The following is a 22,635-nucleotide window of genomic DNA, read 5'->3' as shown; positions in this document are numbered from 1 at the left end:
ATGACCGACAGCGCAACCCAGACCAAGACGCCGGGCGCGGACCTGTTCGCCAAGTTCGATCCGATCATCCAGACCCGCGAGACCCTTCTCGCAAGCGGCGTGGAAGACCCGTTCAATCTGGTGATGGAGAAGGTGCTCTCGCCGACCCGCGCAATCTGTAACGGGCGCGATACGATCCTGCTCGGCACCTACAATTATATGGGCATGACCTTCGATCCGGACGTGCTCGATGCCGGCCGCGATGCGTTGACCGAATTCGGCTCGGGCACAACGGGTAGCCGGGTCCTTAATGGTACGTATCAGGGGCACAAGGAATGCGAGGACGCGCTCAAGGAATTTTACGCGATGGACCACGCGATGGTCTTCTCAACCGGCTATCAGGCGAACCTCGGGATCATCTCGACGCTGGCTGGCAAGGGCGATTATATCGTCCTCGACATCGACAGCCATGCCTCGATCTATGATGGCTGCGCGATGGGCAATGCGGAGATCGTGCCGTTCCGCCACAACGACATCGAAGCGATGGAAAAGCGCTTGAAGCGCATTCCTGAAGGCGCGGGCATGCTGGTGGTGCTCGAAGGTGTCTACTCGATGCTCGGCGATGTCGCGCCGCTCAAGGAAATGGTCGCTATCGCCAAAAATTACGGCGCGATGGTGCTAGTCGACGAAGCGCACTCGATGGGCTTCATCGGCGAGAACGGTCGCGGCGTTTGCGAGGAACAGGGCGTCATCGACGATGTCGATTTCATCATTGGCACCTTCTCCAAGAGCGTCGGGACGGTCGGCGGCTTCTGCGTCTCCAATCATCCCAAGTTCGACATCTTGCGGCTCGTCTGCCGTCCGTATGTCTTCACTGCCAGCCTGCCGCCGAGCGTGGTTGCAACCGCTGCCACCTCGATCCGCAAGCTGATGCACGGCGCGAACAAGCGCGCGCATCTGTGGGAGAATTCCAAGCGCCTTCATAAAGGTCTTACCGAGCTTGGTTTCGAAATCGGCACCGACGAACCGCAGAGCGCGATCGTCGCGGTGATCATGCCAGACCTCGAACGCGGCGCGGCGATGTGGGAGGCGCTCTTGAAAGAGGGCCTCTACGTCAACCTCGCCCGTCCTCCTGCAACGCCTGCGAACATGACGCTGCTGCGTTGCTCGCTGTGCGCCGAGCACTCATCGGAAGAGGTCGAAACGATCCTCTCGATGTTCGAGCGTGCGGGTAAAGCGGTGGGGATTATCTCCTGACGTTCCTCGGCGCGAGCCAGGCGGCGAGCGCGACTGCAACCCCTGCCCCGGCGAATTGCGCGGCAATGAAAAGCGGCACATCGACCGGTGCGATGCCTGCAAAGGTGTCCGATAGAGATCGCACCACGGTGATCGCCGGGTTCGCAAAGCTGGTCGATGAGGTGAACCAGTAAGCGCTGGTGATGTAGAGCCCGACCGCCGCCGGGATAGCGCTCGGTCGGAGCCTGACGAGCAACAGGATCGTCAGCACAAGGCCGAAGGTCGCAACGAACTCCCCAGTCCATTGCCCGATCCCGGCCCTCGCCTTTGTCGAGAACTGAAAGACTGGCAGATCGAACATGAGGTGCGCGGCAAAAGCTCCGATTGCACCGCCGACGATCTGGGCGGACACGAAGGCCGCTGCCATCTTCGCGCTGATTTCGCGCCGAATGAGAAATGCAAAAGTCACCGCCGGATTGAAATGAGCGCCCGAAATCGGGCCGAGCATGGCGATCAGCACATAGAGGATCGCACCTGTTGCCACGGTGTTCGCCAGCAAGGCGATTGCGATGTTCCCGCCAGCGAGCGTCTCAGCCATGATCCCTGAGCCGATCACGGCCACGAATAGGAAGAAGCTCCCGACAGCCTCGGAGACGACCTTCTGAGCGGCTCCGGGGCGGAAATTCTCGATCACTGTTGCTGCGCCGGTTCTTCTATTGCGGCAGCGCAAACGTCCTCGTCGCCTGCCTCGTCATCACCGCCGCCAAGCTGAGTGATCGCCAGAAAACCGCCGACCACGAGCAAGACGAAGACTGTGGTGAGGGTGCCAAGATATTCATCAATGATCCGCTTGATGGGGCGTCCGAAGATCTGGAACAGGATGCCGACCGTCACAAAGATCAGCGCCCTTCCCGCAAGGCTTGCGATGAGGAAGGGCGCCAGGTCCATCGCCAGAAAACCGGCGGTGATGGTTAGCAGTTTGAACGGGACAGGCGTCGCCGCTGCGATTGTCACCGCGTATGCGCCGTATTCGTCGAACGTGCACTTGGCTGCGGGCAGGCTGTCGATAAGGCCGATCATCATCAGCAGCGGGACACCCACCGAATCGTAGAGCAGGTATCCGATCGCGTAGCCGAACAAGCCGCCAGCGACCGATGCCAGCGTTGCGATGATAGAAAACCGGAGCGCTTTCTTTGGCTCGGCAAGACACATCAGGCCCAGTAGGGGATGCGGCGGGATCGGGAAAAAACTGGCTTCAATGAAGCAGAAGAAGGCCAGCCACCAAACCGCATGCGGGTGCGCGGCCTTGTCCATCGTCCAGTTGTAGAGAGCGCGCAGCCAAGCCACCGAAGGAAGTCCTTATCTGTTTCTGGCGCGGGGGGTTAAGGCACAGCCCTCGCCCGTGCAACTCAATTTGTGATAACCTATTTGGTCATTTATCTTGACATCGTCACGCTCTTTGGTTAGGTAGGTGAAGGATCAAAAATCTGTGATTCGCTTCCGGGCCAACCGGGACGCGCAGCTGGCGGCTCTTTCACTCGAAAGGGTCGCCTTTTCTTTTCCGGTAATCCGAAAGGCTGCTCATGGCTTCGATCCGTAAACGCACCAAAATCAAATCTCAGCTCAAACACGGAGAGAAGTCTGGCCTGAACCGTCACTGGAGGGGGGTTTTCCTCGATTACCTTGCAGAAAGCTCGAATGTCAGCCTTTCGGCCCGAAACGCAGGCATCAGCGTAAGCCGGGCCTACAAGGTTCGCCGGGGGGAACCCGAATTTGCCCGCCAGTGGCTGGACGCGCTGTACGAGGGATATCTCCACCTCGAGATGGAGGTTCTCCGGCGCCTGCGCGAAGGCGATCAGCAGACCAGGGACAGCGACAAGTACGACTTTGCAAACGCGATCCGTCTGCTTGCCGCTCACCGCGACAACGCTGCCAGAGCACAGGCCTCGCAGCGCAATGTCAGCGCCGCTCAGGTTCGCGCCTCGATTGACCGTAAAGTGCTGGCCATCCGCGAGCAGGTGATGAAGGAGAAAGAACGCAAAGGTGACGATAAGTGACCAGCGAGCTCGACTGGATCGCAAGACAGGACAACAAGGTCGCCAGGCAATTAGCAGCAGCGCTCGATCAGGAAGAACGCAACGAGTTCGATTACCATTGGAACATGATCGCACGGTCAGCTCAATTGCCGCCCGATGGAGAATGGCGCGTCTGGCTCATCATGGCTGGGCGCGGCTTCGGAAAGACCAGAGCAGGCGCTGAATGGGTCAGGAGCATAGCCGAAAGCCATAGCGAAGCGCGCATTGCGCTAGTCTCGTCTTCGCTGGCCGAAGCGCGAGCGGTCATGGTCGAAGGGGAAAGCGGTCTGCTCGCCTGTTCACCGCCAGACCGGCGCCCCGAGTTCGAGCCATCCCTGCGCCGCGTTCGCTTTCCCAATGGGGCCGAGGCGCATCTTTATTCTGCTGGCGAACCGGAATCCCTGCGCGGACCGCAATTCAGCCACGCGTGGTGCGATGAGGTAGGCAAGTGGCCGATTTCGCATAGCCGGGCAACGCGGGCGTGGGACAATCTGCTGATGGGGCTACGCCTCGGTGACGATCCGCGCATCGCGGTCACCACAACCCCAAGAGCCGTCCCGCTCGTCCAACGCTTGCTCAAGCAGGAAACCAGTCAGGCCACCGCAGTGACGCGCGGTTCGACTTACGACAATTCGGCCAATCTTCCGGCTCGCTTTCTCGAAGCGATCGCGGACGAGTTCGCTGGCTCGCAGCTGGGGCGGCAGGAAATCGGAGGCGAGTTGATTGAAGACATAGAAGGGGCCTTGTGGAGCCGTTCGCTTCTTGAACAAAGCAAAGAAGAGGCTGGCCCACCCGGTTTCCGACGCATCGTCATAGGCGTCGATCCGCCAAGCTCGTCGACTGGAGACGAATGCGGGATCGTTGTGGCGGCCTTGGGCGAAGACAAGAAAGCGTGGGTGCTAGCCGATTGCTCCGTTGCAAGAGCTCAGCCCGAGCAATGGGCCAGAGCCGTTGCCGAAGCAGCGCACCATTGGAGAAGCGATCGTATTATTGCGGAGGCCAACCAGGGCGGCGAAATGGTCGAAAGCGTTTTGCGCGCAGCCGATGCCGGTCTGCCTGTGAAGCTCGTCCATGCAAGCCGCGGCAAAGTCGCCCGCGCTGAACCGGTGGCTGCGCTTTACGCCTCGGACCGGGTCCGACACGCGGGCAATTTCCCGCAGCTCGAAGATCAGATGTGCGGCATGCTTATCGGCGGTGAATATGCAGGGCCGGGGCGTTCGCCCGATCGGCTCGACGCGCTCGTCTGGGCTCTTTCCGAATTGATGCTTGGCCGCGCGGCCAGTCCCAGCGTTCGCTCGCTCTGAGCGCACCACACACGAAGGAAAACGTCATGGCGTTGCTCGACCAAATGCTCTCTGCCTTCAAGGGCGGAGCGAATAACCCTGCCCCCTTGTCATCGGGTGTGCTGCAAAACTGGATGCCCGCCTATTCCGACAATTGCGGCCTGCGTCCCTTTCGCTACGAAACCGATGTGCGCGAGGGATTTCTTGCCAATCCGATTGCCCAGCGTGCCGTGCGGATTGTGGCCGAAGGTGTGGGGCAGGCCCCCCTGTCTGTGAGCGACCCCGAGATCGCATCGCTCCTGACTTCGACCAGCGCTGGCCAATCGCTGATCGAAACGCTGGCCTCGCACGTGCTCCTGCATGGCAACGGGTTCGTGCAGATCATGAAAGATGCAAGCGGCAAGCCGACCGAGCTCTTTGCGCTGCGCCCGGACAGGGTGACGATTGTGCCGGGCAATGACGGTTGGCCATGTGCGTTCGAGTACTCGGTGCCGGGCGAGCGTTTGAGGATCCCGGTCGAGGACGAGGATGGATGGCCCAACATCGTCCAGGTCAAGACCATGCATCCGCTCGACGACCACAATGGCGCGAGCGCTCTGGCAGCCGCGCAGCAGGCTATCGCCATCCACAACGCAGCCTCGAACTGGAACCGCTCGCTACTGGAAAATGCCGCGCGCCCGTCTGGAGCGCTGGTTTACGAAACCGGCGACGGCGCCGGCTTGACGAGCGAGCAGTTCGAGCGGCTTAAACACGAACTTGAGCTGGCTTTCTCGGGGGCGGGCAATGCCGGACGCCCGATGCTGCTTGATGGCGGCCTCAAATGGCAATCGATGGCGATGACCCCAGCCGACATGGATTTTGCGACCCTCAAAAGTGCAGCATCGCGCGAGATTGCCCTCGCTTTCGGCGTGCCGCCCATGTTGTTGGGGCTGCCGGGCGATAACACCTATTCCAATTATCGGGAGGCCAACCGCGCCTTATGGCGCCTCACGCTTCTGCCGCTTGCCAGCAAGCTTTTCTCCTCACTCCAGCAGGGTCTTGCCCCGTGGTTCGAAGGGGCGCGGATCGAAGTGGACCTCGACCGGATCACCGCACTTTCCGAGGACCGCGAGCGGCTTTGGAAACAAGTCTCGGACGCCGACTTCCTCACGCGAAGCGAAAAGCGCGAACTGCTCGGCTTTTCAAATGATGGAGAGAGCGCATGAGGCAGGAAGAAACACTGGCCAGCCTGATGGTCCAGGCGAACGAACAAGGCGCCGATGTCGTCACGCTGCGGGCAATTGTCGAAGAGACAAGCGAACTTGCGGCAAAGCGGGTGCTCGACAGGCTTGGCCTCGCAGACGCGGGCGCAGAGGGTGACCTCGATGAGCTGCGCGAATTGCTCGGCGCATGGCGCGACGCAAAGGCGAGCGCCTGGAAGGCCTTCATCGACTGGGCCGTCCGCGCGGTCTTCGCCGTATTGCTGATCGGGATTTCCGTGCGTCTTGGTGTCTGGGAGGCCGGCTGATGACACAAGCCGTCGTCCCCCACGCTCCGTTGCGATTTGCAGGCTATGCAGGACTGTTCGACATCCCTGACGCTGATCGCGATACAATTCGGCGCGGCGCATTTGCAAGGAGCCTTCGACAAGCGAGCAAACCCCTTCCCCTCTTGTGGCAACACCGCGCCGACCAGCAGATCGGCGAAATCGAGCGCATCGAAGAGGACCTGCGTGGTCTGAAGGTGATTGCCAGAATTGAACGCCTCCAAAGCCGCGCTGCATCGATGCTGGCAGCGCGGCAGGTGAGCGGCTTGAGTTTTGGATATCGGGCTCGCGAAGCTCGCCACACCTCAGCTGGCCGGGAGCTGCTGTCGATCGACCTCTTCGAAGTCAGCCTCGTCACTCATCCGCTTCAACACGGTGCGCGGGTGCACTTCGTCGCCTGAGACAATCAGAGAAGTTCCAAGCCGGGCCGCCATTGGGGCGGCCTTTTTTATGCCCAACTGAAAGGCCCATTACCCTATGGATACACTGCCCCAATCTCCCGCTGACACGCCCGCCGACACCTTGGAGCAGAGCTTCGATATCGTCGCGCGTCAGGATCAGGCCGAGGCCGATATCAAGGCCCTGCGCGGCGATGTCGATGAGGTGAAAGCCCGGCTCGACAAAGTCTCGCGCGCAGCTTCTCGCCCCGTGATCGGCGGCGCTGCCGCCAAGACTGAGGAGGTCAAGGGCTTCGTCGATGGCTATCTGCGTCGTGGCCGCGAAACCGAAGTGAAGTCGATCAATGGAGCATCGCCCTCAGATGGCGGCTTCGCAGTCCCGCGCGATATCGACGCTGTCATCGCGCGCGAGCTTACCGAAATCAGCCCGATCCGTTCGATCGCACAGGTCGTGCAGACCGGCACGTCCGGCTATCGCAAGCTGGTGTCGACCGGCGGCACCGCATCGGGCTGGGTTAGCGAGACCGCTGCACGCCCCGAAACAGACACGCCTAACTTTGCCGAAATCGCACCGCCTTCCGGCGATCTCTACGCTAACCCGGCTGCGAGCCAGAGCATGCTCGACGATGTCGCATTCGACCTTGAAAGCTGGCTTGCAAACGAGATCGCGATCGAGTTCGCCCGCGCCGAAGGCTCCGCATTCGTCAATGGGTCCGGAACCAACCAGCCCGAAGGGTTCCTCAACACTGCGACAAGCACCGCTGAAGACGGCGTGCGTGCGTTTGGCAGCGTGCAGTATATCGGGTCGGGCAATGCCAGCGGTTTCGATGCAGCGCCCGATGCAAAGCTCATCGATCTCATCCATTCGCTCAAGGCCGGCCACCGTCAGGGCGCGAGCTTCGTGATGAATTCGACCACGCTCGCATCGGTTCGCAAGCTCAAGACAGCGGATGGCGCGTTTCTGTGGCAGCCGGGTCTGGTCGAAGGTCAGCCCGATCGCCTGCTCGGCTATCCCGTGGTCGAGGCAGAGGACATGCCCGATGTTGCATCCGGCGAGTTCCCGATCGCTTTCGGCAACTTCCGCCACGGCTACCTGATCGCCGAACACAGCGCGACCCGCGTGCTTCGCGATCCGTTCTCGAACAAGCCCTTCGTCCATTTCTACGCAACCAAGCGCGTGGGCGGACGGGTGCTCGATTCGAATGCGATCAAGCTGCTCAAGATCGAGGCCTAGTCGCAGATAGCTGGCGGACTGCGTGATCGCGCGGTTCGCCAGTTCCCGGCAAGGTCGAGCCCCCCCTTTCTCCCCTGCCGGCATCTCGCACCCGCGCCGCCCCGACGGCGTCCTCCCGTCTCGAGCGCGAGCGGCGCGGGTGCACTTTTTACATACGAAACTCTGTTTGTGGGAGACCGCGATGCGGCGAACAATAGTCGAACCAGCCGATCTCAGCGGGGCTGCTCTGGATGACCTCAAAGACTGGCTCGGGATCACGAGGCCGAATGAAGACAACCGACTGCTAAGCCTGTTGCGCTCAGCACTCTCGACCTGCGAGGCATTCACCGGGCGGTCCCCTTTGTCGCAGCTGGTTGAAGAGCGCCTGCCAGTGCGCCGTGGCTCCACCCAGCTCAGCGCACGGCCGATTGCCTCACTCGCAACGGTAGAAATCGTTGCGCAGGATGGTTCGCGCGTGTCGCTGGAAGCTGAAAACTTCACATTCGAGTTGCAGCAGAACGGCACCGCTTGCTTCCAACTGCTTCACGACGTCGAAGGCCAGGCGATCGCTGTCCGGGTCCGCACCGGGATCGCCGGGACATGGAACGACATTCCTGGCCCGCTCAAGCAAGGCATCATCCGGCTTTGCGCGTTCGAGTATCGCGAGCGCGACAGGGTAGGAGAGAGCAAAAGTTTCTCAATTCCGCCCGCGAGCGTAAGCGCGCTTTGGCGCCCGTGGCGCGGCGTGCGGATCGCATGATCAAGACCTTTGCCGACATCGACAGCCTTACCCGTCGCCTGCAAACGGCCGCTCAGCGTCTTGGCGACAAGCGCGCGCAGAGGCTGCCTGTGCGCACACGTCAGTCGCGCGCGGATTGGCATTCGCCCGCATCACTTTGGCCTGACCTGGGAATGGAGTGACACCATGGAAAACTTCCTGCGCCGCGAGCTGAGCGACTGGCTACGCGCCGACCCGGCACTCACTCAAATCAACGCGATCGAGGAAGAGGCGCCCATCACCGCAAGCGCGCCGTGGCTGGGCATTGCAGCAAGCGCTTCGATCGACTGGGGAACCAAGGATCGACCGGGGCGCGAGGTTCGAATTGCGCTTGAGCTCGAAAGCCGCGCTGATGAGGCTGACGCTGATGGCCTGCTTGTTGCCGCGATCGAACAGCGCGTGCTCGACCTCCCACCATTTCAAGCCGGGTTCGAGGTAGCCTCAATTCGCTTCATCAGATCTCGCAGCGAAGAGCGCGCGAACAACCTTCGCGGCACGTTGCTCGAATTCCGCTTCCGGATCTTCGCCCCGCAATCCTGATATTACCCACGGAGAATTCTCTATGCCTGCGCAAAACGGCTCCGCTTTCCTTCTCAAGATTTCAGACCAGGGCTCCCCTGTCGCGTACCAGACTGTTGCGGGTCTCAGGACCACGCAGATGACCATAAATGGCGACCCGGTTGCGGTCACACACAAGCAATCGGGCGGTTGGCGAGACCTTCTTTCAGGGGCCGGAACCCGATCGGTTTCAGTGAGCGCTGCGGGTATCTTCCTCGGCAGCACGGAAGAAGGCACTGTCCGCTCGCATGCCCTTGCCGGGACAATCGACGATTATGAATTGTCTTTCGAGGACGGGGAAAAGCTACGCGGGCGTTTTCTCGTTCAGCGCCTCGATTACTCGGGCGACTTCAACGGGGAGCGCAACTACACGCTCCAGCTCGAAAGCTCTGGCCCAGTGGTGGCAGCCTGAAAATGGCTGCCAATCCGCACAGAGGCGAGACCAGCTTTTCGTTCGACGGGCAGGAGCTCGTGCTGCGCCCGACTTTCGAAAGTCTTGTCGCGGCAGAGGGCGAAATCGGGTCGCTCTTCGCTCTTGTCGAACGGGCCTCGGAAGGCTCGCTCACGATCTCAGAGATCGCAGCACTCCTGTGGCACTGCGCCTCCGAAGACACGCGGCCGAAGCGCGAAGCATTCGGCGAGGCAGTGGTCAACGGCGGCCTGGTTGAAGCCACCAAGCCGGTGCGCGCAATCCTCGCTCAAGTGCTGCAAGGCAAAACGTGAGTGAGGATCGTGAGGCAGCTTTCGCAGATTGCTGGCCGCCGTGGTGCAGCCTCGCCTCGCGCCTGCTCAATTGGCGTCCAGCCGAGTTCTGGAGCGCAACGCCAGCCGAGCTCATCGCAGCCCTGCGCGACCCCGAAACCCACTCGCTAGGCGCTGCAGCGCCCAGCCGCGACCTGATCTCCCAATTGATGGAGCGCGATCAAAATGGATGACAACTTCGATGAACTCGTGATCGACGTGCGAGCGACCACCGACGGCTTCACGTCAGACCTGCAATCGATGCGGGGCGCGCTCGACACGTCTCTGGTCGATGGGTTCGGGCGCGCAGGATCTGTCCTCGAACGCGGCCTCACCTCGGCCTTGCGCCGCGGGGCGCTCGGCTTTGATGATCTCAAACGTGTCGCTTTTCGCGCTATGGACTCCATCGCCGCGCACGCGATCAGCGCCGGGATCGGATCTCTTTTCTCAAGCTCGAAAAGCGGGGCGGGCAAACTTCTCAGCGGATCGCTTGGAGCTTTGCTTGGATTGCCGGGACGTGCAACCGGCGGCCCGGTTTCACCCGGACGCGGCTATGTCGTTGGTGAGAATGGTCCTGAACTTTTCGTGCCCACCAGCGCCGGCAGCATCGCGCCGAATGCTGGACCGTCTGCGCCGGGCCAAAATGTGCAGGTCTCTATTCAACTCGCAACACCGCGCGGAACGGCAGCGCCCACCGCGATGAGACGCTCGTCACGCCAGGTCGCAAGCGCAGTTCGCCGCGCTTTGCGCGACCGCTGAGAGAGGAGAAAGGCCCGTGGCATTTTACCTCGCAGACGGACGCAGGGGACAGCAATCGAGCTTTATCCAGCGCTTTGATCCACGCTTCTGGACGGTCAATTTTCCGCGGCCCGCGATGGCTTCGGTTATCACCACCAGTGCCGACAGCATGCAGGTCGATCTCGAACTTCATAACGAGGGCGAGCTTGTCGGGCTTATCTGGGACAGTGTGGACCGGCTCGACCATCCGCTTCTCGCCTATGAAACCAGCCTGGATTACTCGCACACGACGCTAAGCTTTCGCTGGAAGTCGCAAGGCGTGATCCCGCTCGACGCGGTCAACGGGCCGACCCTGACAATCGACGGCCGAGATGAAGCGGGCAATCCGCAAACCTGGTTTATTCGCTTGTGGAACTATGCATCCGGGACGCCAACCGATGCCGAGATCGAGTTGCCATTCTCGGACATCCAGTCAGGCTTCACTCTACCCGGCGTGCCGATCAACGCTGCCGATATCGACCGGATGTTCATCTCGATGGTCGCGCCTGGATATGTCGCTGGCAGCAACGCTCCTTTGTCGGAGCGATTCAATGGCCGGGTGACGATCTCGCGAATCAACGCTGATGGCCTCAACTCGATGCTGGAAATCGGTGACGTGCGCTTGCCCATACACGGCGAGCGCATGGCAACGGCTTATGACGATGGATACGACCAGACACCCGCTCGCCTGCTGCGCGGGGTCATCGGTCTGGGTTATCGCGAGGACATCGTTCACTACGTCGGAATGAGCCACTTCATGCGGCTTGAACGGCAAGGCTCGGACCTCCTGGCGAGCCCAATCGGCAAATTGTGTACCCCGGCGGCGGAATGGCACGCGAACTTCTTCAAACTGGCAGCCGATCAGGATTTGGAGACGATTGCATCGATCTCTTATGAACTGTTCGATGCTTACTGCCCGGAGGAATGGAAGCAAAGAACATCAAGCGGTGCACCAGCATTGACAGGATGGATACCGCCTTCAACGCTTCTGTCTCCAGCCAACTCCGATGCCATGGCCTGGCTCAGCGCCGGTGCTCTTCGGTTTGTCAGTCTGCTCGAACAATCGTCTCAGCCTGTTCGAATGCAGATTGGGGAGCCATGGTGGTGGACGACAAGCGACGCGCAGATCTGCCTATATGACGATGCAGCGCGAACTGTCTTCGGTGGTTCGCCACCTGACATCGCCGATATGCGGTTACCACTCGATGCAGCGCAGATCGCGCTGTTGGAAGCTGCTGGAGAGCTGCTCGCCCAATCGACTGCCTCGCTCACCTCGGACATTCGCGGCGCGGCGACCGGTGATGCGGAGGTTCTACTTCTCGCATTCACGCCAACTATCCTCGATCCTAACATGCCCGAGCTTTATAGGGCAAACCTTCCGTCCGGATGGGCGCACCCCGCCTTCGATCGTCTGCAACTTGAAGACTACGATTGGCTGACTGGCGGGGCAGACGCCTTGCGCCGCAATGCCTACGCCTTTGTGGACGAGCGATTGAAGTATCCGCTTGAAGAGCAGGATTACCTCGCTGGTTTCGTTTTGCTGCCAGAGGACGCCAAGACATTCTGGACCCGCATTGATGCGGGCATCGACGAAGCCGCACGGCGCTCGATCATGCGCCGATATGTTTGGGCGCAGCCTCAGATCAACCGCGATGGCTACACCCGCTTGCCAACAATTCTGGAGGATGCCATGGATGCATTTGACGACACGCTTTACCCCTTCCCCCTCGGGCGGAGCACCGCTGTCGCTCCAGAGTTTGCAACTTCGGTGTCAGTTACTGCGTCAGGTCATGAGCGCCGCAATTCGCTTTGGTCCGATGCACGCGTGCATTTCGATGTGGGGCCGGGGATCCGGTCGGAAAGCGAGCTCTCGCAACTGGTGGCCTTCTTCCGCGCCAGGCGTGGGGCGGCGCGAGGATTTCGCATAAGCGACCCCTTTGACAACAGCACAAATGCCATGACCGGTACGCCGTCCATGTTCGACCAGCTCATTGGGGTTGGCGATGGATTCACTGCGGATTTCCAGCTCGTCAAATCATACGGTTCGGGCGCCGATCCACAAATCCGTCCGATCACACGACCACGCCTTGAAAGCCTGATGGTTAGCGTAGGCGGAAGCCCTAACAATGACTGGACGCTCGGTGAGAAAGGCCTTCTGACTTTTGCCACCGCGCCGGTTGAAGGCGATGAAATCCGGGCGGGTTTTCTGTTCGACGTCCCAGTTCGATTTGCCGAGGATCGCATCGACATTTCGGCTGTGAACTTCGAAGCTGGAGAAGCGCCAAGCGTGCCGCTGATCGAGCTTCGCGAAGAAATCTGATGCGGCGGTTTTTCTCCAGCGAGCTCGAAACGGCTGCCACCTTCTGGCGAATCTTTCGCCGCGATGGAGTGACGTACGGCTTCACCAGTCACAATCGCGATCTCCTAATCGACGGAATAACGCACCGCGCAGCGCCCGGCATGGTTCCAGCCGCTATTCGTATGACTTCCGACCTGTCGGAAGACAGTGCAGGTGTCGAAGGTGCGCTCAGCCATTCTTCAATCCGAGAAGATGATCTCGCCAACGGCCTCTTTGATGACGCGACGATCGAAGTTGGAATAGTGGATTGGGAAACGCTCGATCATCATACGATCTATGCCGGAATTCTTGGCTCCATCGAGGATGACGGTCGCGCGTTTTCGGGCGAGTTGAAGTCAGCGAAGCATATCCTCGAACGCGACCTCGTGCCGCGAACAAGCCCCACTTGCCGAGCCCAGTTTTGCGGGCCTGGTTGTGGGCTCTCCGCCCCGCGCTTTACCTCGAGACGCACCGTCGCGGCGGTCGATCATGAACGCAACCGCATCCAGGTCGCTGACGTTCTGGCCGCGGATCACATCGAAGGGCAGGTTCGCTTTCTTGCTGGCCCACAGACCGGCTCAGTTTTTGGCGTTCTAGGCGGCGAGGAGGACTGGCTCACACTAGACCGGCCAATCAGCGCGCAGATCGAAGCAGGCGTGCAGGCTGAGCTATTGCAGGGCTGCGATCACCTGCTCGCGACTTGCACTTCGCGCTTCGGCAACTCGATCAACTTTCGCGGTGAGCCATTCCTTCCTGGAAATGATCTTTTAGCCCGGTACGGAAATGGCAGCGGATAACGCCGAGGTGTCGCGCGGCGACGCGCTTGCCCAAGCCGCCGCTGGGCTGATCGGAACGCCTTTTCGGCTGTATGGCCGGGATGTCAAAACAGGCCTCGATTGCATCGGTCTGCTTCATGAAAGCCTGCGCAGAATCGGAATATCAGCACCTGCGCCATCAGGGTACAGATTGCGCAACAGCGCTCCTTCGCGATGGTTCGCGGCCGCCGGCCAGTATGGTCTGGAAGAGGCGACAGGCTGCGACAGGCGCGGCGACGTGTTGCTTGTACAGGCAGGACCTGGTCAGCAGCACATTCAGATTATCGAAGCGTCCTCCGAGATTATTCACGCGCATGCCGGGATCAGACGTGTCGTTCGCGAGCGGCGCGATCCGACGCTTACCATAGTTGCGCGCTGGCGCTTTCCATCATGAACATTTGAGGAGCGGCCATGGCCACCTTGTTATTCACCGCGATCGGCACTGCGATCGGCGGCCCGCTTGGGGGCGCAATCGGTGCTTTCGTCGGAAGACAGGCTGACAACATCATTGTCGGAGCCGGAGCTCGGGAAGGCCCGAGGTTGAAAGAGCTCTCCGTCACCACATCGACGTACGGCCAGTCAATTCCGCGTAACTTCGGGCGAGTGCGAACGGCAGGGACGATCATCTGGTCAACAGATCTGGTCGAAACTTCGGCGAAACAAGGTGGCGGCAAGGGCCGTCCTTCGACCACGACCTACTCCTATTCGGTCTCCTTTGCCGTCGCTCTTTCAAGCACTCCGATCGCAGGAATTGGGCGCATATGGGCGGATGGCAATCTGTTGCGAGGTGCAAGCGGCGACCTCAAGGCAGATGGCGATATGCGGGTTTACCTTGGTACGGGCGACAATTCGGTCGACCCGGCAATCTCAGCCGACAAGGGCACATCGGCACCCGCCTTTCGCGATTGCGCTTATGTCGTGTTCGAAAACTTGCAATTGGGCGAGTATGGCAATCGCATCCCAGCGCTGAGCTTCGAGATATTCGCGGACCACGACGCGGCGGTAACGCTCGACCGGCTGGTCCCGGAATGCATCTCGGGCTCACCCCAATCCAAGCTTCAAGATGCTCGCGGATTTACCGATGATGGAGGGGCAGTCGGGTCCTCACTCTCCGCGATCAACCGCGTCTTTCCCATGGATTGCGTGACGCAGCGTGAAGGCTTGCGCTTATCATCGGCGAGTATCCTGCCGAGCGAAATTCCAGTCCTGCCCGAACAACTGTCTGACCGCGACAGCGAAGAGGCGAGCGAGCAAGTCACGCGGCGCGAGGCCGCGCCAGGCCCGGAGCCGTTGGCCATTCGTTATTACGACGAGCAACGGGACTATCAGCCAGGGGTGCAACGCGCGGCGGGCTTGCGCCCAAATGGCCGGGAGATGATGGTCGACCTACCCGCCACGATGACCGCTCAAGGCGCACGAAGGCTCGCAAATTCCAACGCCTACCGCGCTCGGTGGCGCAACGAGCAGGTTGTTTGGCGCATTGGAGAACTTGACCCCGGTGTAACTCCTGGGAGCGTGGTTCGCCTGCCCAACAAGACCGGGAACTGGAAGGTGCGAAGCTGGGAGTGGTTCGACCGTGGAATTGAGCTTGGCCTCGAGCGACTTGCACCTGTCCTTCCCGAAACCTTGTCGAGCGATGCAGGGGCTGCAAACGTCCCTGCGGATCTGATTGCGACGCCAAGCCTCCTTTGGGCCTTTGAATTGCCCCCGGAGAATGGCTCATCGCCCACCAATCCTGTAGTGATGGCGGCTGCATCCTCCTCGGGGGCAGGGTGGCGGGGATCGGCTCTTTATGCCGAGCGCGCCGGAACTCTCGAAGAAATCGGTGTGAGCGCCAAGGACCGGGCAGTCGCGGGCGAGCTATCTGCGCCAGTCGGGCCGTCCTCAGGCGCATTGCTGGAGCCAGATGCGCACCTCGACATCGCTCTCGCTGCGAACGACCTGGCGTTCGACGATACCGATGTGACTGGGCTGGCCATGGGAGCCAATCGCTTGCTGGTAGGGGGAGAGATCATCCAGTTCTTGTCTGCACAGCGCCTCACGGAGACACAGTGGCGGCTCCAAGGCCTGTTGCGAGCACGCGCTGGTACAGAAGACGTTGCATCCGAAGGACATGCAGCGGGGACTCTCGTTGTGCTGCTAGACCATAGACTGACAGCTATCGATCCGACTTTGGTGGAACCGGGAGCAGGTTCGAGGATCGCTGCCATCGGGCGCGCCGACCAGGAACCGGTCTTTTCCAGCATTCACAATGCGGGCTTATCGCAACGTCCGATTATGCCTATGGCGCCGCGCTCAACCCGACAGGCTGACGGTGAACAAACGTTCTGTTGGACAAGGCGCGCACGTGGACAGTGGCATTGGCCCGATGCCAGTGAGGTGCCTCTCGTTGAGGAAAAGGAAGCCTATACCGTCGGTTATGGCTCTTGCGAAAATCCTGCAAAAGCTTGGCTTGTAACGACTGCGAGCTTCTCGCTCTCGCAGTCGATGCGGGCTGAGCTTCTAGCTCAACACGGCAGCAACGCCCTTTGGGTCAGACAGATCGGCACTTTCGGCCAATCAAGCGCCCTTCTGCTTGCAACAATCGACTAACTCCAGGAGCACTCGTCATGGCTGTCCCCATTCACTTTCCCTCGACCACCCCAAACGCCGCGCTACCGCTGCTGTTTTCGGGGCAGGCTCAAAAGGAATTCTTCCTGAACCAAGCCTTTTCCATTCTCGATGCCTTGCTGCCTCGTGCAGTTGAGCAACACACAAGCACACCGCCTGACAATCCCGCAGAAGGTGCCTGTTTCCTGATTGGTCCGGACCCAATCGATGAATGGGCCGGCCACGTTGACGAAATCGCTATGTGGATCGCCGGGGCTTGGCAGTATGTCTCGCCTCAAGACGGCATGCAGGTCTCCAATCGTGAAACGATGGCGACACTGCTTTTCGAGGCAGGCTGGAGCGCAGCATCAGAACCGGCAATCCCAACCGGCGGGGCGACTGTCGATAGCGAAGCTCGTGCCGCCATCGGCGAGTTAATTGAAGCGCTTCGAATGATTGGAGTTTTTCCGAGAAACTCGGCTTAAGAGCGCTGGGAACAGCGGCCGCCTTGCAAAGAGCTCTGGTCAGAATTGCACATTTTGCAGCAAAGCACCCCAATAGCGGCATTCTTGCAACACATCTGCGCCATTGATCGCTTGCTACTCATCTGTGGAGAAGATAGAGATATTGGGCGCCTCAGACTTAAAAGAAGGGGAATTCTAGAATGCGTAAATTAGTCATCGGCTTGGCGATGGCTTCGACCGCACTCACCGCGCCCGCCATGGCCCGCGAAGGTCAATGGTACGTACAGGGTGATGCTGGTGTGATGCTCGTCGAAGACACCACATTTGATGTAGACGGCAGCCGCGGCGACGCCGTTGCTGACCACGATACCGGAGGCGACTTCGGTGCGCTTGTCGGTTATGACTTCGGAGCATTCCGTCTCGAAGCAGAGGTTAGCTACAAAGAAGCTGAACTCGACGAAGTGGCTGCAGGCACGGAAGGCCTCGCGCTAAACCCGTCGGCTCAAGGTGGTTTCAACCGCTTCTTTGACGTGCGTGACGCTCTCGGTGAAACGAGCGCGCTCAGCTTCATGATCAACGGCCTGTTCGACTTCGGTTCGGACGACGGTATCCAGGGCTTTGCCGGCGCTGGTGTTGGTGTTGCTCGTGTCGATCTCGATGGTCGCGTGAACACCAACGGCCCCGGCGTGTGGGACGATTCCGACACCGGTCTCGCATGGCAGCTGCTTGCAGGTATCCGTGCGCCGCTTAGCGACAGCTTCGACGTCGGCCTGAAGTATCGTTACTTCAACGCCGAAAGCGTGAGCATCATTGACCCGCTCGGTCGTCCGCTCGAAGGCGATTTCAACACGCACTCGATCCTTGGTACGCTGACGTACAACTTCGGTGGTGAAGCGCCGCCTCCTCCGCCTCCTCCGCCGCCGCCGCCACCACCGCCGCCGCCGCCTCCGCCACCGCCGCCGCCGCCGCCTCCACCGCCGCCGCCGCCGCCGTGCAACACGGGCCCGTACATCGTCTTCTTTGACTTCGATGAATCGGTCATCACGGCTGATGCTGCGACGATCCTGGACAACGCGGTCACGGCTTACGCAAACTGCGGCACCGCTGCAGTGATGCTCGCAGGTCACACCGACCGTTCGGGCAGCGTGACCTACAACATGGGTCTGGCTGAGCGTCGCAACGCATCGGTCCGCGCATACCTCACGGGTCGCGGTATTCCTGACGGCCGCATCAGCAGTGAAGCATTCGGCGAATCACAGCCGCGTGTTCCGACCGCTGACGGTGTTCGCGAACTGCAGAACCGCCGCGTTGAAGTAACCTACGGTCCGGGCTCGGGCATGTAAGGATTGGCTTCAGCCACAAAGTAAAGAAGGGGCCGGAGAGATCCGGCCCCTTTCTTTTTGGCTTGGCGATCTTCGCAGATGTCTCAAAGAGGATTTTGAAGAGCTTCAATCAGTTGGCGTAGGGCGTGGTGTCGACGAGACCCGCTTCTTCAAAGCCTTTCTTACGCAACCGACAGGAATCGCACAGGCCACATGCAAGGCCTTCGGGCGTCGGATCATAGCAAGACCAGCTCCATGACGGATCGAGGCCAAGCCTCGCGCATTCGCGCGCAATATCAGCCTTCGTCATGTTTTGGAGCGGCGCGTGAATCTTGAAGGGAGCCCCTTCCACGCCAGCCTTTGTCCCGAGCTTTGCTGTTTCCGCAAAACTGGCAATGAATTCGGGCCGACAATCAGGATAGCCTGAATAATCGAGCGCATTCACCCCGATGAAGATGTCTTTTGCTCCTGCGGCCTCAGCACAAGCTGTGGTGAGCGCGAGGAAGACGAGGTTGCGCGCTGGCACATAAGTGACCGGGATATCGTCCCCGACCCCTCCTTTCGGCACTTCAATCTCGTCAGTAAGCGCTGATCCGCCAAATGCAGTCAAATCGAGAGCGAGTTCGGTCTGGCTGCTCAGATCAAGTTTCTCGGCAATCGACCTCGCCGCTGCCAGTTCCCGCCTATGGCGCTGGCCGTAGTCTATCGTCAGGGCATGAACGTCGAAACCATTCTCGAGAGCAGTCGCCGCACTGACCATCGAGTCGAGTCCACCAGACAATAGAACCACCGCCTTGGGTCGACCGCTTTGGCTTCCTTTGTTTTTCATCAAGACCAACTAGCGGACGTAGACGAATTAGCAATCCACCCCGACTTACTGGTCTAAGACCTAGCAGCTGCCCGTACGCCGCGCTTCTGCAACAAATTGAAACGGCAGTCCTGAAGCAATTCCCTGGCTTTCAATCTGCACGAGCGCGCCGGTCTCCTTACGGATGTTGGTGCGGCCATAGCCATTGCCGGGACACGTATACTGAACGGTCACCTTGCTCGCATCGTCCTCAACAACGAACCGACTGCAACCCGAGGTCATATGACGAAGCTGAATGAGCTCCTCACCGGTCCTGACACAAACCTTGCGATCTGCCGATCCGTCTCGATGTTTGATCGTCCATTCGCCTTTCGAAAGCCCAGTCAGCATGGACAGGCTATCTGACTGCGCGGCAGCCGGGACCGTGAGCCCCAGGATAATCATTCCCAAGGCTGCGATTATGCCAATCGGCGAGAGTTGAACACGCTCAGTCATATTGGTGTCCTTGCGGGATTGCATGAATTTCACTTGTCCAAATTAGGCTAAGTACGATGAGCCGTTTCTGAACAGCGGCAAATCGTTAAACGGACAGTTCAAATTTCTTTGCGCAAAATGCGCAGTCAACGACGATAAGTCCTTGCTCATCGCGCATTTCTTCCCGTTCGGCCTCAGGAAACCGCGCGATCACGGTGTTATAATACTCGGCATTGCAGCGACAGCCTCGCGAAAGGGCTGCTCCTGGCTGTATCCTGATCTCTGGTTCTTCGTGGAAAAGGCGCCACGCGATGCCTTCCAGCGACAGAGCGGGGTCCAGTAACTCTTCGTGACTGATCGTGCCCGCCAATGCGACGATGTGCTCCCAGTCTGGATGATCCATCCGAACATGCAGACGCTCCCTGCCTTCTTCTCCGTCTGCCAAATGCTGAACAAGAATTCCCGCTGCAACTCGCCCGGTCGAAGAAGACTTGCTGGCAATGCGGATTAGCGTGGGGATCTGTTCAGACTGGGTGAAATAGCTTTCACACGCCTGAGCCAAATTATCGCCTTCGAGCGGAACAATTCCTTGGTATCTCTGCCCCTGACCAGTCTCGAATGTGATCGCGAGATATCCTTCACCGAAGAGGGCGGTCAGCGACGGGTTTGCCCCAAGCTGCGACAGGCGTGGATCGTCAAAATCGGCATATCCGCGCAATTGCCCACCGCGATAATCGCACACGAGAAGCGATACCGCCCCGTCCTTGGTCTGAGCCTGCATTGTCAGTTGGGCATCGTCGCCATCAGCTTTGAGCAAGCCGCCCATGAGGGCGCCGAGGACCAGCGCTTCTCCTAGTAGGTGAGTGATCGGGGGCGGGTAATCATGGGCGGCAAGAACGTCGTCTATAACCCGGTCTAGTCTCACAACCCTGGCGCGGGCATTGCGCAAAGGCAGTGTAAAGCCGAGCAACTTGTCGGCAAAGGTCTCAGGTTGGTTTTCCATCCACACCATATGGTGGGTGATATGCTTGCCTTGAAGCCCTCTTGCCGAGTTCCTGAAATTCTCAGCCGTTGGCCAAGAGTCCGAAGCTCCACAAAAGCACTGACTTTTGGGCATGGATGCGGTTTTCTGCTTCGTCGAATACGACTGACTGGGAGCTTTCGAATACATCCTCGCTCACCTCTTCGCCCACATGGGCCGGCAAGCAATGTAGGAAGATTGCCTCGGGCTTGGCACGCGCCATCAAGTCGCCGTTAACCTGATAGGGGGCCATGGCTTTGCGCTTATCGTCGGCATCTGCCTGACCCATCGATATCCAAGTGTCCGTAACAAGCACATCGGCGCCATCTGCGGCTTGCTGAGCGTTATGCGTCAGCGTCACGCTTGCGCCGCCTGAACGAGCTATCTCGACAAACTCCGGCGCTGGTTCGTAACCCTCTGGGGTGGCCACTCGCACGTTGAACTTAAGCAGCCCTGCGGCCTCGAGAACCGAGTGCAACACGTTGTTGCCGTCTCCAAACCATGCAACTTCGAGGCCGGGTAAAGGCTTCTTATGCTCAATGATGGTCAAGAGGTCGGCCACAATCTGACAGGGATGAGAACGATCGGTCAGGCCGTTTATGACCGGTACGCTCGCATGGCGGGCCATTTCTTCGATCTTCGCATGATCGTCGGTGCGCAGCATGATCGCATCTACCATCCGGCTGAGCACTCTTGCGGTGTCAGCGATAGTTTCGCCTCTGCCCAATTGGCTCGATCCCGCTTCGAGGATCAGCACGGTCCCGCCCAACTGCCGCATCGCCACGTCAAAGCTGACACGGGTTCGAGTCGAGTTCTTCTCAAAGACGAGCGCCAGGACACGCCCCTTGAGCGGCTCATCTGCGTCCGTCTTGCCCTTCGGCCAATCGCGCCGCGCTTCCTTGCGGTCGAGCGCATCCGAAATCATCGCGGCTATTGCGTCGGCTCCGGCATCGCCAAGATCGAGAAAATGCCGGGCAACAGTCATCACGCGGCCTCGGGCACTTTGAAGCTTGCCGCCCCAGCCGAGAGCTTCTCGAAGAACTCGTCAATCTCAGCATCGCCGATCACCAGCGGCGGCAGGACGCGCAGAGTTTGATCGCCAGCGGCAACGGTGAGAAGCTGGTGGTTATCGCGCAGGTGGACGAAGAAGGGCCGGCTTTCGACCTTCATCTTGATCCCGAGCATCAGCCCCTTACCGCGAACAAGTTCGAACAGCTCTGGATAGTTTCCGATGAATTGTTCGAGCCGGGCTCGGATGCGCTCGCCCTTCTCTGTTACTTCAGCGAGAAATTCCTCGTTTGCGACCGCGTCCATGACAGCACCGCCTGCGGCCATTGCGAGCGGATTGCCGCCATAGGTCGAGCCGTGCGTGCCAAAGGTCATGCCGCGCGCAGCTTTCTCGGTTGCGAGAACGGCCCCGATCGGGAAACCTCCGCCTAGCCCTTTCGCCGTGGCGAGAATGTCTGGCTCGATCCCGTAATGCTCGTAAGCGTACATCTTACCGGTACGAGCAACGCCGCACTGAACCTCATCCAGAACCAGCATCAGGTCGTGCTGGTCGGCGAGTTCGCGCAACCCCTTCATGAAACCGTCGGAAGCAGGCCGGATGCCCCCTTCGCCCTGAATCGGTTCTACCAAGAAGCCTGCCGTGCGCGGACCGATGAATTCTTTCGCAGACTCGAGATTGTCGAACTCCGCGTATTTGAAACCTTCGAGCATTGGCGAGAAGCCGTGATGCATCTTGGTCTGGTTGGACGCGCTGATCGTCGCCATCGTACGTCCATGGAAGGCATTGCTGAACGTAATCAGCTCAAAGCGATCCTTGTCCCCGTGCTCACCGGCGCTCTGGTGATAGGCGCGCGCTGCCTTGATCGCGCCTTCCACCGCTTCTGCTCCCGAGTTGGTGAAGAAGACGGTATCGGCGAAGGTCTTGTCGACCAACTTCTGCGCCAGCTTCTCGCCTTGCGGGCTCCCATAGAGGTTCGAGACATGCATCAGGGTCGCCGCCTGATCCTGGATCGCCTTGGTTAGGCCGGGATGAGAATGGCCAAGCAAGTTCACCGCGATGCCGCTGGCAAAGTCCAGATAACGCGTGCCGTCCTCGTCAATAAGGTGGCAATGCTCGCCTCGGACAGGCCGTACTCCGCAACGCGGATAGACTGGCATAAGCGGCGATATCGACATGAGTTTAATCCCTGATTGTGTTTGCAGCTCAAAAGCAAATGGCGGCTCGTCTATGAG

The 22,635-nt window shown here is 59.8% G+C and carries 27 protein-coding genes; 20 read left to right on the top strand and 7 right to left on the bottom strand.

Annotated elements, in window-relative coordinates:
* On the top strand, positions 1-1,236 hold the full coding sequence (gene spt, locus AC0V6T_RS15330) for a serine palmitoyltransferase (protein WP_486128284.1): 1,236 nt from the start codon (positions 1-3) through the stop codon (positions 1,234-1,236).
* On the opposite strand, the gene AC0V6T_RS15325 is transcribed toward spt, so the two are convergent.
* Both AC0V6T_RS15325 and AC0V6T_RS15320 read right to left on the bottom strand, forming a co-directional pair.
* Positions 1,226-1,909 (bottom strand): aquaporin, encoded by a 684-nt coding sequence (locus AC0V6T_RS15325; protein WP_486128282.1) that lies wholly within the window; start codon positions 1,907-1,909, stop codon positions 1,226-1,228. The two genes, spt and AC0V6T_RS15325, sit on opposite strands and share 11 nt — an antisense overlap.
* Complete coding sequence (locus AC0V6T_RS15320; RefSeq protein ID WP_486128635.1) at positions 1,906-2,529, bottom strand: YqaA family protein; 624 nt, start codon at positions 2,527-2,529, stop codon at positions 1,906-1,908. The genes AC0V6T_RS15325 and AC0V6T_RS15320 overlap by 4 nt, the downstream gene beginning before the upstream one ends.
* 269 nt (positions 2,530-2,798) lie before the next feature.
* Between AC0V6T_RS15320 and AC0V6T_RS15315 the strand changes: the two genes are divergently transcribed.
* From AC0V6T_RS15315 to AC0V6T_RS15225, 19 genes are all read left to right on the top strand, one after another.
* Complete coding sequence (locus AC0V6T_RS15315; RefSeq protein WP_486128280.1) at positions 2,799-3,272, top strand: hypothetical protein; 474 nt, start codon at positions 2,799-2,801, stop codon at positions 3,270-3,272.
* Positions 3,269-4,594, top strand: coding sequence for a DNA-packaging protein (locus tag AC0V6T_RS15310; protein ID WP_486128278.1), 1,326 nt, complete (start codon positions 3,269-3,271; stop codon positions 4,592-4,594). Before AC0V6T_RS15315 ends, AC0V6T_RS15310 begins: the two co-directional genes overlap by 4 nt.
* 26 nt (positions 4,595-4,620) lie before the next feature.
* On the top strand, positions 4,621-5,778 hold the full coding sequence (locus AC0V6T_RS15305; protein ID WP_486128276.1) for a phage portal protein: 1,158 nt from the start codon (positions 4,621-4,623) through the stop codon (positions 5,776-5,778).
* Positions 5,775-6,080 carry a DUF6127 family protein gene (locus AC0V6T_RS15300; protein ID WP_486128274.1) on the top strand — a complete coding sequence of 102 codons (306 nt, stop codon included), beginning with the start codon at positions 5,775-5,777 and terminating at the stop codon, positions 6,078-6,080. The genes AC0V6T_RS15305 and AC0V6T_RS15300 overlap by 4 nt, the downstream gene beginning before the upstream one ends.
* Positions 6,080-6,499, top strand: a complete 420-nt coding sequence (locus AC0V6T_RS15295) for an HK97 family phage prohead protease (protein ID WP_486128272.1) — start codon at positions 6,080-6,082, stop codon at positions 6,497-6,499. The genes AC0V6T_RS15300 and AC0V6T_RS15295 overlap by 1 nt, the downstream gene beginning before the upstream one ends.
* A 76-nt stretch (positions 6,500-6,575) precedes the next feature.
* A complete protein-coding gene (locus tag AC0V6T_RS15290; protein WP_486128270.1) occupies positions 6,576-7,730 on the top strand; it encodes a phage major capsid protein in 1,155 nt (384 codons plus the stop codon).
* 181 nt (positions 7,731-7,911) lie between these two features.
* Entirely contained in the window at positions 7,912-8,469 is a 558-nt protein-coding gene (locus AC0V6T_RS15285) for a head-tail connector protein (protein WP_486128268.1), read from the top strand.
* Positions 8,466-8,630: a hypothetical protein gene (locus tag AC0V6T_RS15280; RefSeq protein ID WP_486128266.1), complete on the top strand. Its 165-nt coding sequence runs from the start codon at positions 8,466-8,468 to the stop codon at positions 8,628-8,630. The genes AC0V6T_RS15285 and AC0V6T_RS15280 overlap by 4 nt, the downstream gene beginning before the upstream one ends.
* Positions 8,631-8,634: 4 nt before the next feature.
* The gene (locus AC0V6T_RS15275; protein ID WP_486128264.1) at positions 8,635-9,027 is read left to right on the top strand and encodes a DUF3168 domain-containing protein; all 393 of its coding nucleotides are present in this window, start codon (positions 8,635-8,637) and stop codon (positions 9,025-9,027) included.
* Positions 9,028-9,049: 22 nt separating this feature from the next.
* Entirely contained in the window at positions 9,050-9,457 is a 408-nt protein-coding gene (locus AC0V6T_RS15270; protein WP_486128262.1) for a phage major tail protein, TP901-1 family, read from the top strand.
* Positions 9,458-9,459: 2 nt separating this feature from the next.
* Entirely contained in the window at positions 9,460-9,768 is a 309-nt protein-coding gene (locus AC0V6T_RS15265; protein ID WP_486128260.1) for a gene transfer agent family protein, read from the top strand.
* The gene (locus AC0V6T_RS15260) at positions 9,765-9,980 is read left to right on the top strand and encodes a phage tail assembly chaperone (protein WP_007165552.1); all 216 of its coding nucleotides are present in this window, start codon (positions 9,765-9,767) and stop codon (positions 9,978-9,980) included. The genes AC0V6T_RS15265 and AC0V6T_RS15260 overlap by 4 nt, the downstream gene beginning before the upstream one ends.
* Complete coding sequence (locus tag AC0V6T_RS15255; protein ID WP_486128258.1) at positions 9,973-10,545, top strand: tail tape measure protein; 573 nt, start codon at positions 9,973-9,975, stop codon at positions 10,543-10,545. Before AC0V6T_RS15260 ends, AC0V6T_RS15255 begins: the two co-directional genes overlap by 8 nt.
* 16 nt (positions 10,546-10,561) lie before the next feature.
* Positions 10,562-12,883, top strand: a complete 2,322-nt coding sequence (locus AC0V6T_RS15250) for a DUF2460 domain-containing protein (RefSeq protein WP_486128256.1) — start codon at positions 10,562-10,564, stop codon at positions 12,881-12,883.
* Positions 12,883-13,698 carry a DUF2163 domain-containing protein gene (locus AC0V6T_RS15245; protein ID WP_486128254.1) on the top strand — a complete coding sequence of 272 codons (816 nt, stop codon included), beginning with the start codon at positions 12,883-12,885 and terminating at the stop codon, positions 13,696-13,698. The genes AC0V6T_RS15250 and AC0V6T_RS15245 overlap by 1 nt, the downstream gene beginning before the upstream one ends.
* Positions 13,685-14,110, top strand: a complete 426-nt coding sequence (locus AC0V6T_RS15240; RefSeq protein ID WP_486128252.1) for an NlpC/P60 family protein — start codon at positions 13,685-13,687, stop codon at positions 14,108-14,110. Before AC0V6T_RS15245 ends, AC0V6T_RS15240 begins: the two co-directional genes overlap by 14 nt.
* Before the next feature lie 17 nt (positions 14,111-14,127).
* Positions 14,128-16,308, top strand: coding sequence for a phage tail protein (locus tag AC0V6T_RS15235; RefSeq protein WP_486128250.1), 2,181 nt, complete (start codon positions 14,128-14,130; stop codon positions 16,306-16,308).
* A gap of 17 nt (positions 16,309-16,325) precedes the next feature.
* Positions 16,326-16,790 (top strand): DUF2793 domain-containing protein, encoded by a 465-nt coding sequence (locus tag AC0V6T_RS15230; protein WP_486128248.1) that lies wholly within the window; start codon positions 16,326-16,328, stop codon positions 16,788-16,790.
* A 179-nt stretch (positions 16,791-16,969) separates the two neighbouring features.
* Positions 16,970-18,112 (top strand): OmpA family protein, encoded by a 1,143-nt coding sequence (locus AC0V6T_RS15225; RefSeq protein ID WP_486128246.1) that lies wholly within the window; start codon positions 16,970-16,972, stop codon positions 18,110-18,112.
* A 109-nt stretch (positions 18,113-18,221) separates the two neighbouring features.
* Here the strand turns inward: AC0V6T_RS15225 and queC are convergent, their stop codons facing one another.
* The 5 genes from queC to AC0V6T_RS15200 all read right to left on the bottom strand — a co-directional run bounded on the left by queC (position 18,222) and on the right by AC0V6T_RS15200 (position 22,578).
* Positions 18,222-18,920, bottom strand: coding sequence for a 7-cyano-7-deazaguanine synthase QueC (gene queC, locus AC0V6T_RS15220; protein WP_486128244.1), 699 nt, complete (start codon positions 18,918-18,920; stop codon positions 18,222-18,224).
* A gap of 60 nt (positions 18,921-18,980) precedes the next feature.
* On the bottom strand, positions 18,981-19,394 hold the full coding sequence (locus AC0V6T_RS15215; RefSeq protein WP_040464992.1) for a DUF3617 domain-containing protein: 414 nt from the start codon (positions 19,392-19,394) through the stop codon (positions 18,981-18,983).
* An 85-nt stretch (positions 19,395-19,479) separates the two neighbouring features.
* Positions 19,480-20,385, bottom strand: coding sequence for an Hsp33 family molecular chaperone HslO (gene hslO / locus AC0V6T_RS15210; protein WP_486128633.1), 906 nt, complete (start codon positions 20,383-20,385; stop codon positions 19,480-19,482).
* A 52-nt stretch (positions 20,386-20,437) separates the two neighbouring features.
* Positions 20,438-21,379, bottom strand: a complete 942-nt coding sequence (gene argF / locus AC0V6T_RS15205; RefSeq protein WP_486128242.1) for an ornithine carbamoyltransferase — start codon at positions 21,377-21,379, stop codon at positions 20,438-20,440.
* Positions 21,379-22,578, bottom strand: a complete 1,200-nt coding sequence (locus AC0V6T_RS15200; RefSeq protein WP_486128240.1) for an acetylornithine transaminase — start codon at positions 22,576-22,578, stop codon at positions 21,379-21,381. The genes argF and AC0V6T_RS15200 overlap by 1 nt, the downstream gene beginning before the upstream one ends.
* Positions 22,579-22,635: the final 57 nt, after the last annotated feature.

It is taken from the genome of Erythrobacter sp. S158 (assembly GCF_057364915.1).
The sequence above is the reverse complement of the archived record's forward strand: the minus strand, read 5'-3'. Positions and strand labels throughout refer to the sequence as shown.

Bases quoted from the DNA above. Each gene is read 5' to 3' on its own strand.
- spt (WP_486128284.1), top strand. From the start codon at position 1: ATGACCGACAGCGCAACCCAGACCAAGACGCCGGGCGCGGACCTGTTC.
- AC0V6T_RS15320 (WP_486128635.1), bottom strand. From the start codon at position 2,529: ATGGACAAGGCCGCGCACCCGCATGCGGTTTGGTGGCTGGCCTTCTTC.
- AC0V6T_RS15315 (WP_486128280.1), top strand. From the start codon at position 2,799: ATGGCTTCGATCCGTAAACGCACCAAAATCAAATCTCAGCTCAAACAC.
- AC0V6T_RS15305 (WP_486128276.1), top strand. From the start codon at position 4,621: ATGGCGTTGCTCGACCAAATGCTCTCTGCCTTCAAGGGCGGAGCGAAT.
- AC0V6T_RS15300 (WP_486128274.1), top strand. From the start codon at position 5,775: ATGAGGCAGGAAGAAACACTGGCCAGCCTGATGGTCCAGGCGAACGAA.
- AC0V6T_RS15295 (WP_486128272.1), top strand. From the start codon at position 6,080: ATGACACAAGCCGTCGTCCCCCACGCTCCGTTGCGATTTGCAGGCTAT.
- AC0V6T_RS15290 (WP_486128270.1), top strand. From the start codon at position 6,576: ATGGATACACTGCCCCAATCTCCCGCTGACACGCCCGCCGACACCTTG.
- AC0V6T_RS15285 (WP_486128268.1), top strand. From the start codon at position 7,912: ATGCGGCGAACAATAGTCGAACCAGCCGATCTCAGCGGGGCTGCTCTG.
- AC0V6T_RS15280 (WP_486128266.1), top strand. From the start codon at position 8,466: ATGATCAAGACCTTTGCCGACATCGACAGCCTTACCCGTCGCCTGCAA.
- AC0V6T_RS15275 (WP_486128264.1), top strand. From the start codon at position 8,635: ATGGAAAACTTCCTGCGCCGCGAGCTGAGCGACTGGCTACGCGCCGAC.
- AC0V6T_RS15270 (WP_486128262.1), top strand. From the start codon at position 9,050: ATGCCTGCGCAAAACGGCTCCGCTTTCCTTCTCAAGATTTCAGACCAG.
- AC0V6T_RS15265 (WP_486128260.1), top strand. From the start codon at position 9,460: ATGGCTGCCAATCCGCACAGAGGCGAGACCAGCTTTTCGTTCGACGGG.
- AC0V6T_RS15255 (WP_486128258.1), top strand. From the start codon at position 9,973: ATGGATGACAACTTCGATGAACTCGTGATCGACGTGCGAGCGACCACC.
- AC0V6T_RS15245 (WP_486128254.1), top strand. From the start codon at position 12,883: ATGCGGCGGTTTTTCTCCAGCGAGCTCGAAACGGCTGCCACCTTCTGG.
- AC0V6T_RS15240 (WP_486128252.1), top strand. From the start codon at position 13,685: ATGGCAGCGGATAACGCCGAGGTGTCGCGCGGCGACGCGCTTGCCCAA.
- AC0V6T_RS15235 (WP_486128250.1), top strand. From the start codon at position 14,128: ATGGCCACCTTGTTATTCACCGCGATCGGCACTGCGATCGGCGGCCCG.
- AC0V6T_RS15230 (WP_486128248.1), top strand. From the start codon at position 16,326: ATGGCTGTCCCCATTCACTTTCCCTCGACCACCCCAAACGCCGCGCTA.
- AC0V6T_RS15225 (WP_486128246.1), top strand. From the start codon at position 16,970: ATGCGTAAATTAGTCATCGGCTTGGCGATGGCTTCGACCGCACTCACC.
- queC (WP_486128244.1), bottom strand. From the start codon at position 18,920: ATGAAAAACAAAGGAAGCCAAAGCGGTCGACCCAAGGCGGTGGTTCTA.
- AC0V6T_RS15215 (WP_040464992.1), bottom strand. From the start codon at position 19,394: ATGACTGAGCGTGTTCAACTCTCGCCGATTGGCATAATCGCAGCCTTG.
- hslO (WP_486128633.1), bottom strand. From the start codon at position 20,385: ATGGTGTGGATGGAAAACCAACCTGAGACCTTTGCCGACAAGTTGCTC.
- argF (WP_486128242.1), bottom strand. From the start codon at position 21,379: ATGACTGTTGCCCGGCATTTTCTCGATCTTGGCGATGCCGGAGCCGAC.
- AC0V6T_RS15200 (WP_486128240.1), bottom strand. From the start codon at position 22,578: ATGTCGATATCGCCGCTTATGCCAGTCTATCCGCGTTGCGGAGTACGG.